Below are 10,639 nucleotides of genomic sequence, written 5' to 3'. Positions count from 1 at the left end.
CAGGCCGCGCGCGTGGCCGGCACCACGGGCGCGGCGGTGATCCTGAGCGTGGTGATGCTGTTCGTCCTGGCCGGGGCCTGGAAGCGCCTGAACGTGTACGACGCCTTCATCGACGGCGCCAAAGAGGGCTTTGGGGTGGCGATCCAGATCGTGCCCTACCTCATCGCCATCCTGATCGCCATCGGCGTTTTCCGCGCCGCCGGTTGCATGGACTTCCTGCTCTCGGGCATCGGTGCGATGGTGGCCGCCATGGGCTGGAACACCGACTTCCTGCCCGCGCTGCCGGTGGGCCTGATGAAAGTGCTGTCGGGCGCGGGCGCGCGCGGGCTGATGATCGACGTGATGCAGACGCACGGCGTGGACTCGTTCGCGGGCCGGCTCGCGGCCATCGTCCAGGGGTCGACCGAAACCACCTTCTACGTGCTGGCGGTGTACTTCGGCAGCGTGGGCATCCAGCACGCCCGACACGCGCTGGCGTGTGCGCTGTTCGCCGATGCGGTGGGGCTGGTGGCGGCGATCGGCGTGGGTTACCTGATGCTGCGCTGAGCCTGCTGGCCAAAACGCGCTTCGAGCCAGGCCTTGCCAAAGCGCACGAGGTCCTGGCCGTCGAACAGGAGGCTGTCGGCCTGGCCCACGCGGCCGGCGCGGTGGCGCCCTTCGGCCACATACGCCCGCGCGATCGTCTCCACCGCGTCCATGGCGCCGTCTTGCGCGAAGCGGTCCAGGATGCCATTGGTGTCGAACTCCTCGGCCACGCGCCAGACCCGGCGGCCTTGTTCGTCGAGCACCGGCTGTTCGTAGCGCACGCGCCGCTTGTTCGGGATGTCGGCCAGGGTCTCGGCGTGGTGCAGCACCGTCACCGCGTCCAGGGGGGCGCCCAGCAGCAGCACCTGGCCGCCCAGTTGCACGAAGCGCTCCAGTGGCGAACCGGGTCCATAGCCTTCCAGCAGCGCGTGGGGCTCCACCAGTTCGCGCGCCTTCGCCCCGATCGCGGCCACGCTGGCGTCAGGGTGCGCGCTGCGCTGCACGCCAGGCGTGCGGCAGATGAAGGCATTGAGCAGGCCGAAGCTGCGTTCGGTGCCGGCGGTGGCCGGGTCGAAGGCCGGCCACGCCTGGCGCGCGGCGGCGTCCAGCGTGGCGCCGTTCAGGGTCTCTTCGTAGGGTGATCGGTCCCAGGAGACGTAGGCCATGAGCGTGCCGCCCGGGCCGATGCAGTCCCGCAGCGCCTGCACGATCTGCGGTGCACCGCCGGCCACGGGCCCGATGGCCTTGAGGGAGGCGTGCACCATCACCACGCCGCCCGGGGCCAGGCCGAGCTGGCGCAGCTGAAGAACGAGTTCGCCGTGGGGCAGCGGTTCGGACACGGTGGTGCGAGGTGGTACCACCAACAGGAATCGAACCTGTATCTAGCGCTTAGGAGGCGCTCGTTCTATCCATTGAACTATGGCGGCGAAAAAGAGCCCGCATTGTACGGGGCGGGCTGCCACCTGGACGCGCCCTCGCGGCGCTGCAGCTTGCTGCAGACCGGCACGTATTCGCCGAGGAAATCGAGAAAGCTGCGCACGGCGGGCGAGAGGCCCCGGCGAGAGGGAAACACCGCGTGCACCACGCCCACCGGCGTGGACCAGTCAGGCAGCAGGCGCACCAGCTGGCCGCTGCGCAGTTCGTCCTCGCACATGTAGTCGGGCAGCCAGCACATGCCGCTGCCACCGAGCACCGCGAGCTTGAGGGTGAGCAGGTCGTCGGCGATGTAGCGCGGTGTGAACTGCAGCACCGCTTCGCGGCCCTCGGGGCTGGTCAGGCGGATGCTGGTCTTGCCATCGGTGGCGGACATGGCCACGCTGTCGAGCCGGCTGGCTTCCTCCAGTGTCGTGGGCGTGCCCTGGCGGTCCAGCAGCGCCGGGCTGGCCACCAGCACCGAGCGCGCGTCGTCCAGCCGCTTGACGATCAGGCTGCCGCTTTCCTCCAGCGTGAGGCGCACGCGCAGCGCCACGTCCACGCCATCCTTCACGAGATCGACCACGCGGTTGTTGATCTCCATCTCCACGCGCACCTGGGGGTGGCGCGCGAGGTAGATCGGCATCACACCGCCGAGCACGGTCTGCGCCAGCGTGACGGGGCAGACCACGCGGATGGTGCCGCGCGGCTCGGTCTGGGCGTGGGCCACGGCGTCGGCGGCGGCCTGGGCCGATTCGCGCAGCGCCTGGCAGTGGCGCAGGTAGGTTTCCCCCACGTCGGTCAGTGAGAGCTTTCGCGTGGTGCGCTGCAGCAGGCGCACGCCCAGCTGCGCTTCGAGGCCGGCGATGCGCCGCGACAGGCGCGACTTGGGCAGCCCCAGGGCACGGCCGGCAGCCGCGAAGCCGCCGTGCTCCACCACCTCGGCGAAAAGGATCATGTCGTTCAGGTCTTGCATGGCACGTCCCGGTTGATTGTCCTGATTATGGAACGAAGTGTCGTGAATTTACCGACTTATCAATCATTGGCATCGAAATCACAATCTATCCATGGCCACGCAGCGTGGCTGTCACCTTTCAGGAGATTTCCATGCAACTGCTTCACATCGATTCGGCCATCACCGGCGACCAGTCGGTTTCCCGTCAACTGACCGCCCAGACCGTGGCGAGCTGGGTGGCGGCCCATCCGGGCACGCAAGTGCAGTACCTCGATGTCGTCAAGGACGCCCCGTCGCACCTGAGCGCCGAGTCGCTGGGCTTTCGCACCGGCCAGGCCGCCGCCACCGAAGCGGAACGCCGCGAGAACGCGCTGTCCGAAGCGCTGGTGAGCCAGTTCCTGGCCGCTGACGTGGTCGTGATCGGTGCGCCGTTCTACAACTTCACGATTCCCACCCAGCTCAAGGCCTGGATCGACCGCCTGGCCCAGGCAGGCCGCACCTTCAAGTACACCGAGCAGGGCCCCGTCGGCCTGGCCGGCGGCAAGACGGTGATCGTGGTGCTCAGCCGCGGCGGTGTGTATTCCACCAGCGAAGGTGGCCGCGCCATGGAGCACCAGGAAACCTACCTGCAGACGATCTTCGGCTTCTTCGGTATCGCCGATGTGCGATTCGTGCGCGCCGAGGGCGTGGGCATGGGCCCCGAAGCCAAGGCCAAGGGCCTGGCAACGGCCGAGAACGAGATCCGCGCGCATGTGGCGCAGGCGGCCAACCAGCCCGCGCTGGCCCAGGTCGCCTGAGCCCTGAAAGGGGGTCGCGCGCCGAAGGCGCGGCGCGCGGTCAGTCGAATGCCGTGGTGAAGATCAGGTCGATCGCGTTCTCTTCGCCCGCCCGCGCCCGCACCGTGACCCGCCGCGAGAGGTCGTAGAAGATCGAGACCGTGCCCATGGCACCGGCCAGGCTGGCCTCGTAGGTCAGGTAGAGCTTGCTGGACAGGCGCTTGCCCAGCGTGAGCGCGGCCGCCGAGGTGGTGCCGTCGGCATTGGTGGCGGCCCCGGCAAAAGACAGCTCGTCCAGTCCGAAGGCGCTGGCCAGTCCGCCATCGAGGTCGCGGCCGTTGCGCGAGAGCAGGGCCAGCGCGGCCTGCTGCAGCACGGCGGCTTCGGCCCCGGCACCGCTGGCTGGGCGGCCCAGCACCAGCCAGGCGAGCTTCTCGCTGTCGGGCAGCTCGGGGTCGGAGAACAGGCGCACGCGTGGCAGCTGCGCCGAGCCACTGATGAGCACGCCCACGCGCTGCGTGGTGTTGGGCCGCACGGCGGTGATGTCCAGCGTGGGGTTGTCGTAGGGCCCGTTGAAGCGCAACACGCCGGTTTCGATGTCGAGCCGCTGGCCATAGGCGCGGTAGGTGCCGCGCTCCGTGCGCACCTCGCCCAGCACGCGGGGTGCGGGCGAGGCCGGGGTGCTGCGCACATTGAGCTGGCCGGTCAACCGCGTCTGCAGGCCCTGGCCGCGCACCTCGAAGTTGTTGCCCAGGTTCAGATCCACGAGCACATCGGGTTGCACGCGCAGGGCGTTCGGGTCTTCCAGCGGCCGCTCGGTGCCGCGCACCACCACGTCCGAGCCCAGGCTGGGGGTGGACTCGTCGGGCAGCACAAAGCGGGCCTCGTCGGCCGTGAGTTGGCCGCGCAGCTGCAGCGCCGTGCCCGCCAGCTCCGCCTGCAGCTGGCCTGAGAGCGTGAGCATGCGGTCGGCGCGGGTGGACACGCGCAGTTTCGTGGCGGTGGCCTGCAGGCTGATGTAGGGCTGGGGGCGGGGTTGCCCGTCCACCGTGATGGTGCGCCACTCGGTGCTGCCGCTGGCCAGCAGCGTGCCGCCGGTCTGCGCGCCACCCAGGCCCTGCAGGTAGAAGCGATCGATGGTGATGCGCTCGCCCGCGAGCGTGGCGCGCAGCTGCCCGCGCGAGAACGCGATGCCGTTGACCAACGAGCGCAGGGCCAGGTCGTCGGCGTTGAGCGAACCATTGAGCAGGGGTTTGTCGCGCGTGCCGCCGAGCGTGAGGTCGGCGCCCAGGGAGCCGCGCACGCGCCAGCCGGGCGGTGCCAGCGCGGACCACACGCCCACTTGCGGCAGGCTGGCCTTGATGGTGCCGCGCAAGGGCGCCTGCTCGGGCCAGTGCCAGGCGGCCTCGCTGGCGTTGGGCGGGCTCAGGGTGGTGCTCACGTCGGCGCTGGCCTGGCCCAGGCGCTCGCTGTCCCAGCGCAGGCGGGCCAGCACGTTGCTGCCCTGGGTTTCGATGTGGAGCTGTGCTTCTCGGATGCCGGTCTGCAGGCGTTGGGCGGAGGCGGTGTTTTCGTCGAAGGCGCCGTCGGTCTGCACCGAGAGGTCGCCACTTCGCCGCCGCAGTTGTGCCGCCAGGCGGGGGGGCGAGCCGGGGTCGGCCGGCAGGCTGAGATCCCATGAGCCATCGAAGACCACATCGCCGCCCAGGCCGGATTCGCTCAGCGGGCCGTGGCGCGAGCCCTCGGGCGTGGCCAGGGCGTCCACCCAGGACAGGGGCAGGTTGCTGAGCTCGCCGCGCGTGTCGAGGGCACCGGCGCGCCAGGTCAGGCGTTCCCAGGCCAGCGTCATGGGTGTGGTGACGGCGGGGGTGGCTGCAGCGGCGGCCGCGGCGGTGGTCGAGACCGCCTGGGGGGAGGCGGGCGCGGCACGGCGGCGGAAGACGGGTTGCAGGCGCAGTTGCCCGGCATCGGCCTGCACCTGAAGCGCGTTGCCGCGCGCGCCTTGCCATTGCACGCCCAGCGCGGCGGCGCTCTCCAGCGTCCACTCCACCGTGCGGTCGGGCCGCGCGCCGTCGGTGGCCTGCAGTTTCAACCGGCTGAGTTCAAGGCGGCCGGTGTCGATGTCGGGCTGGCGCGCGCTGCCCAGTTGCAGCAGCCCCTGGGTGTCGATCGTGGCGCGCCAGGGGCCTTGGTCGGCGCGGCCGCCCAGGCTGATGGCCAGGCGCTCGGGCGGGCCGCTGGCCTGCAGCCGCAGCGCGCTCAGAAGGATGTCCTGCACCCGGGTGGGGCTGGCCGGATCGCCGGTGGATACCTCCCGCGCGACGCGCAGGCGGGGCGCCTCCAGGCCGAGCTGCAGGCGCAGCGGGGCGGCCTGGGAGGCGCCGGCCGCTGGTGCCGGGTAGCCCAGCACGCCCAGGCCACCCTGCCAGCCGGCGCTGAGCCGCGCGCTGCCTTCGGCCTGCAGGCCCGGCTGGGTGTCCAGCGCGGCGCGGATGGAGGGGCCCACGATGGGCAGGGTCTGCAGGCTGCGCACCCAGGCCAGCACACGGCTGGCATCGTCCAGGTTCAGATCCAGGTCGCCGAGGCCCTGGGCGTGCGCGGCCTTGCCTTTCCAGCGGGCCTGTGCACCGGGCAATTGCAGCGCGAACTGGCCGTCGAAGCTGCGCGCCAGGGTGTCGAGCGTGCCTTCGCCGTCCAGCGTGGCGTCGGCCACACCCAGGCGGGCCTGGCGCAGGTCGAGCACCCCTTGCGTGGCACTGGTGGCGCTGGGGCGCCAGCGGCCTTTCACATCGAGTTCGCGCAACCGCAGGCCAGCCAGGGCGCCGCCCCGGGGCTGCGTGCCCGAGGGCTGGATGCGCGCGCTCAGGTCGATGGCGGCATCCACCGTGCGCGCCGTGAGCGAGCCGTCCAGCGCGGCCGGCGCGATGCTGCTCCAGAGCTGCGCGGGGTTGATGCGGCGGGCCTGGAACTCGCCTTGCCACTGGCCCAGGGGTGAAGGCTGCGCGCCGCTGGCCGGTTCCCACTGGCCCTGGCCCTGCAGGCGGCCGCCGCCCAGCTGCGCATCCAGCTGCGACAGCGTCCAGCGCGCGCCGCGCTGCTCGATCGCGGCGTCGATCCGGTCCAGCGGCAGGCGCTGCCGATCGGCCGGGCCGCTGGCCGCGTTGGCCAGTCGCAGCTCGGCGCGCCAGGCCTCGCCCTGCGGCTGGGCCTTCACCGTGCCGCTGAGCAGCGTCACCGGCGCCTGCGGCCAGAAGGCGGCGAGATCGATGCGGGCCATGGTGGCGTCGGCGGTTTCGATCGGTTGCGGCCACCAGGGGCGCAGCCGGGCCTGGGCGTCCAGCGTGGGAGCCTCGGCCGGATTGACGCCACCAGTGGCCTTGACGCTGGCGCTCGCGTCGAGCGCGGCGTCGGTGGTGGCCAGGATGCCGCTGACCTTGGCGATGGCCTGCAGCGTCACGGCCTCGCCGCCGGGCACGGTGGTGCGCACCTCGCCGCTGGCGTCCACGCGCAGCGGCATCGGGGCTTGTGCGCCCAGCACCGCCTTGGCCTGGTAGCGGCCTCCGGCCACCTCGACGCTGTCCAGGTCGAACTGGTGCGCGTCGTCCACGCCGAGGTTCCATGCGCGGTCGGCGGTCTGGTAGCGGTACAGGCCTTTCAGCCCGCTGAAGGTGAGCGGCGATTCACCGGCCAGCACCAGCTCGCCGATGGACCAGGGCAGCGTGACCGGCAGGGGCAGGGTGATGGGTTGCAGGGGCTCGGGTGGGGCCGATGGGGAGGGGGGGCGCTGATCGCTGATGGCCAGGCGGCCGATGTCAAGCTGCGACAGGCGCACGCCACGCCCCAGCAGGGCGTCGGCCCAGAACCAGCGGCTCAGGCCGACGCGCGTGTCGCTGGCCTGCACGGTCAGGCCGTCGCGTGCCCATCGAAGCTGGGCGATCTGGCCGCCGCGCAGCAGGCTGCCTTGCACATCGGTGACTTCCAGGGTCCCGGCCTGCGGCCCCTGGCGGGCCATGAACGACTGGCCCCAGCCGATGGCCTGGGCCAGCGAGCCTGGCGAGGCGGCCCACAGGCCGACGCCGAGCAGGACCAGCAGCACCAGCGCCGCCAGGCCACCGAACACCCAGCGCACCACGCGGCCCAGGCGCGACGGGGGTGGTGCAATGTGGTCGGGGTGGTCGCTGCTCATGCGCCGATCAGAACGTGAAGCCCACGTTGAGGTGGATGCGAAAGCGCCGGACCTCGAGGCCGTAGGCCAGGTCCAGCTGCAGCGGCCCGACCGGGCTGTTGTAGCGGATGCCGGTGCCCACGCCCCACACGGGCTTGAGGTCGCCAGCCTTGTTGGCGATGGCGCCGCCGTCGATGAAGAGCACGTTCTCCCAGTTGGAGCGTTGGTCGGCGTTGAAGATGGGGCGCTGCCATTCCAGGCTCACCACACCCTTGTAGCGGCCTGGGCCGATGGTGCCGTCGGCGCGCGGCACGCCGATGTCGCGCAGGCCGTAGCCGCGCACGGTGTTGTCGCCGCCGGTGATGAACAGCTGCGTGTCCGGGATGGGGGCCGACTCGCGCGCCAGCACGGCACCGCCTTCGACGCGCAAGGCCAGGCGGCCCAGTTGCGTGCGCCGCGAGGGCGTGGTGACGTCGCGCGGCTGGCCGGGCACCGGGTCGGCGGCGCGGGCAATCGCCCCGAGCGGCCAGTAGGTGAGCCAGCGCGCGTGCGTGCGGGCAAACGGCAGCCGGGTGCCGCCCAGGGTGTAACCCACGCCCAGTTCCACCGCGAGACCGTAGCCGCGGTTGGGAAACACCATGTCGTCGAAGCGGCGCCGCGTCCACGCGTAGTTGGCGCTGATGGCGGACTTGGCCTCCTCCTGCGCCGCGGCCGACAGCAGGCTGCTCCTCACGTGGGCACGGTCGTACTGCAGGTAGAAGCTGCGGTCGTACTCGACGCCGAGCTGCGTCTGGCCCGCGCGCAGGCGCTGGCTGCTGGTGGTGGTGAAGTCGTCGAGCTGCCTGGCCAGCTGCGCGCCGGCGATCTTGCGCCAGCCGTCGTCATTGGGGATGGAGCTCCAGTCGGTGCTGGCGAGCTGGTCGTCGCGCTCCAGTTGCAGCTTGCTGACCGCGCGCCAGCCGATGCCGGGCACGCTGTTGTGCGTGTGTTCCAGCGACAGACGAGCGCCGTTGTCGGTGCTGCCGCCGATGCCGATCACCACTTTCTGCCGTTTGCTCTCGCGCAGTTGCACCATCACCGGCAGTGTCTGGCCGTCGGTCGAGGTCTCGGCGTAGACGAAGACGGAGTCGTAGTAGCCGCTCTCTGCGATGCGCCGTTGCGCGTCCTGCAGCTTCTCAAGGTCGTAGTCGCTGCCTGGCGTGAGGCCGGACAGGCGCACCAGGCGCTCTGCCGTCACGGCGTCGTAGCGCTCGGCCCCTTGCACGACCACCTCGCCCATGCGCATGGGCTTGCCCGAGTCGAGCTCGATGTAGAGCCTGGCCTGGTGGGCCTGGGAGTCGATGTCGGCCAGGCTGTTCTGCATCCGCCCCAAGGGATAGCGCTGGGCGATGAGCCGCCGCAACGCCGCGGTCTTGGCGCGGTCCCAGTCCGCCTGCGAGAAGGGCAGGCCGGCGATCAGGCCCGCCTCGCGCTGGATGTCGGCACGCTGGGCCTGGGCTTCGGGCGCGGTGGCGATGTCACCCACGAAGGACACCGACACCGAAGCCACCTGCGTGACCGGGCCGGGATCCACCCTCACTGTGATGGTGCCCAGCGATGCGGGGCCGGAGGTGCGATCGTCGTTGCGGGCGACCGCCTCGCCCAGTCCCGGTGGCGGTATCACCTCGACCGTGGGCGAGAAATGGCCCAGCGTGGCCAACAGTTCGCGCACATTGGCCGGCGCCTGGATCAGCAGGCGGTTCAGTTCGCTGGCTTCGAGGCTGCGCAGTTCGCGGTAGCGCTGCACCTCCATGTGGCGCAGCAGGAAATCGCGCAGGGCCTCGCCCGGTGCCTGGACGTCGATCTCGAAGCGCGCACCTGCGGGCGTGCGCGTCTCGCGGGGCGCTCGGGGCACGTCGGCATCCGCATCGTCCTGGGCCGTGGCGCTGGCGGCGCCCGGCGCGGCCGCTTCCTGGGCGCGGGAGGCGAGCGGCCACAGCAGGCTGGCGCACAGCAGCAAAGGCCATGCCCAGCGGGCACGGCCAGGGAAGGAAAGCATCATTCGGCAGTTATTTCGAGAGCAGGCGCATCGTGTCTTCGAGCCCCTTGAGGGTCAGCGGGTACATGCGCTGGCCCATCAGTTGCTGAATCACGCTGATGCTCTGTCGATACTGCCACACCCCTTGGGGTTCCGGGTTGATCCAGGCAAACTTCGGAAAGGCGTGCGTGAGGCGCTGCAGCCACTCGGCCCCGGCCTCCTCGTTGTTGTATTCCACGCTGCCGCCAGGTTGCAATATTTCGTAAGGACTCATCGTGGCGTCGCCCACGAAGATCAGCTTGTAGTCCTTGTTGTACTTGCGGATGATGTCCCAGGTCGGGAACTTCTCGGCGTAGCGGCGGCGGTTGTTCTTCCACATGAAGTCGTAGACGCAGTTGTGGAAGTAATAGAACTCCAGGTGCTTGAACTCGCTCTTGACCGCCGAGAACAGTTCTTCCACGCGCTGGATGTGTTCGTCCATGGTGCCGCCCACGTCCATGAGCAGCAGCACCTTCACGTTGTTGTGCCGCTCCGGGATCATCTTGATGTCCAGGTAGCCCGCGTTCGCGGCGGTGGATCGGATGGTGTCGGGCAGGTCGAGTTCGAGGTCGTTGCCTTCGCGCGCGAACTTGCGCAGGCGGCGCAGGGCGACCTTGATGTTGCGCGTGCCCAGCTCCTGCGTGTCGTCGTAGTCTCGGTAGCTGCGCTGCTCCCACACCTTCACGGCGGTCTTGTTGCCGCCTTTGCCACCGATGCGGATGCCCTGCGGGTTCTGCCCGCCGTTGCCGAACGGCGATGTGCCGCCGGTGCCGATCCACTTGCTCCCGCCCTCGTGGCGTTCCTTCTGCTCCTCGAGACGCTTGCGCAGCGTCTCCATGAGCTCGTCCCAATCCATCTTGGGCGCGTTGGCCTTCTGTTCCTCGGAGAGGATGCGCTCCATCTCCTGGCGCAGCCAGTCGGCCGGGATGGGCTTGGTGAAGTCCGCGATCATCTCCACGCCCTTGAAGTAGGCGGCAAAGGCGCGGTCGAACTTGTCGTAGTGCTTCTCGTCCTTCACCAGCGCGGTGCGCGCAAGGAAGTAGAAGTCGTCCATGGAGCAGGCCTCGGGGTTGCGCGGCCCCACCACGTCGGCCTGCAGTGCTTCGAGCAACGTCAGGTACTCCTTGACGGAGACCGGCAGCTTGGCCGAACGCAAGGTGTAGAAAAAGTCGATCAGCATGGCGATCTCCCAGGTTCGTCAGGCATGCATGTCCCGCAGGTACAGCAGCTGCGCCCTGGCCTCGGGCCAT

At 70.2% G+C, this 10,639-nt stretch carries 7 protein-coding genes and 1 tRNA gene; 2 read left to right on the top strand and 6 right to left on the bottom strand.

Annotated elements, in window-relative coordinates; all coding sequences use genetic code 11:
* A partial coding sequence (locus KIT86_RS22420; protein ID WP_367185459.1) for a spore maturation protein occupies nucleotides 1-546 on the top strand: 546 nt, incomplete at its 5' end.
* On the opposite strand, the gene aac(3) is transcribed toward KIT86_RS22420, so the two are convergent.
* The 3 genes from aac(3) to KIT86_RS22405 all read right to left on the bottom strand — a co-directional run bounded on the left by aac(3) (nucleotide 528) and on the right by KIT86_RS22405 (nucleotide 2,413).
* Nucleotides 528-1,352 (bottom strand): aminoglycoside 3-N-acetyltransferase, encoded by an 825-nt coding sequence (gene aac(3) / locus KIT86_RS22415; protein ID WP_297402528.1) that lies wholly within the window; start codon nucleotides 1,350-1,352, stop codon nucleotides 528-530. The genes KIT86_RS22420 and aac(3) overlap by 19 nt on opposite strands.
* 24 nt (nucleotides 1,353-1,376) lie before the next feature.
* Nucleotides 1,377-1,451: transfer RNA gene (locus tag KIT86_RS22410), tRNA-Arg, on the bottom strand.
* Nucleotides 1,442-2,413, bottom strand: a complete 972-nt coding sequence (locus KIT86_RS22405) for a LysR substrate-binding domain-containing protein (protein WP_297402526.1) — start codon at nucleotides 2,411-2,413, stop codon at nucleotides 1,442-1,444. Before KIT86_RS22405 ends, KIT86_RS22410 begins: the two co-directional genes overlap by 10 nt.
* Nucleotides 2,414-2,544: 131 nt before the next feature.
* Between KIT86_RS22405 and KIT86_RS22400 the strand changes: the two genes are divergently transcribed.
* Entirely contained in the window at nucleotides 2,545-3,189 is a 645-nt protein-coding gene (locus KIT86_RS22400) for an FMN-dependent NADH-azoreductase (RefSeq protein WP_297402524.1), read from the top strand.
* A gap of 40 nt (nucleotides 3,190-3,229) precedes the next feature.
* Here the strand turns inward: KIT86_RS22400 and KIT86_RS22395 are convergent, their stop codons facing one another.
* Genes KIT86_RS22395 through KIT86_RS22385 form a run of 3 tightly spaced genes read right to left on the bottom strand, consistent with a single transcriptional unit; the run spans nucleotide 3,230 to nucleotide 10,569 of the window.
* A complete protein-coding gene (locus tag KIT86_RS22395; protein ID WP_297402522.1) occupies nucleotides 3,230-7,354 on the bottom strand; it encodes a translocation/assembly module TamB domain-containing protein in 4,125 nt (1,374 codons plus the stop codon).
* A 7-nt stretch (nucleotides 7,355-7,361) separates the two neighbouring features.
* The gene (locus KIT86_RS22390) at nucleotides 7,362-9,374 is read right to left on the bottom strand and encodes an autotransporter assembly complex family protein (protein ID WP_297402519.1); all 2,013 of its coding nucleotides are present in this window, start codon (nucleotides 9,372-9,374) and stop codon (nucleotides 7,362-7,364) included.
* A gap of 7 nt (nucleotides 9,375-9,381) precedes the next feature.
* A complete protein-coding gene (locus KIT86_RS22385) occupies nucleotides 9,382-10,569 on the bottom strand; it encodes a VWA domain-containing protein (protein WP_297402517.1) in 1,188 nt (395 codons plus the stop codon).
* Nucleotides 10,570-10,639: the final 70 nt, after the last annotated feature.

The sequence above is a fragment of the Hydrogenophaga sp. genome, assembly GCF_026125825.1.
In the GTDB taxonomy this organism is placed as follows: Bacteria; Pseudomonadota; Gammaproteobacteria; order Burkholderiales; family Burkholderiaceae_C; genus Hydrogenophaga.
The sequence above is the reverse complement of the archived record's forward strand: the minus strand, read 5'-3'. Positions and strand labels throughout refer to the sequence as shown.

Coding starts and splice junctions, on each gene's coding strand:
- KIT86_RS22405 (WP_297402526.1), bottom strand. CDS start 2,413: ATGCAAGACCTGAACGACATGATCCTTTTCGCCGAGGTGGTGGAGCAC.
- KIT86_RS22400 (WP_297402524.1), top strand. CDS start 2,545: ATGCAACTGCTTCACATCGATTCGGCCATCACCGGCGACCAGTCGGTT.
- KIT86_RS22395 (WP_297402522.1), bottom strand. CDS start 7,354: ATGAGCAGCGACCACCCCGACCACATTGCACCACCCCCGTCGCGCCTG.
- KIT86_RS22390 (WP_297402519.1), bottom strand. CDS start 9,374: ATGATGCTTTCCTTCCCTGGCCGTGCCCGCTGGGCATGGCCTTTGCTG.
- KIT86_RS22385 (WP_297402517.1), bottom strand. CDS start 10,569: ATGCTGATCGACTTTTTCTACACCTTGCGTTCGGCCAAGCTGCCGGTC.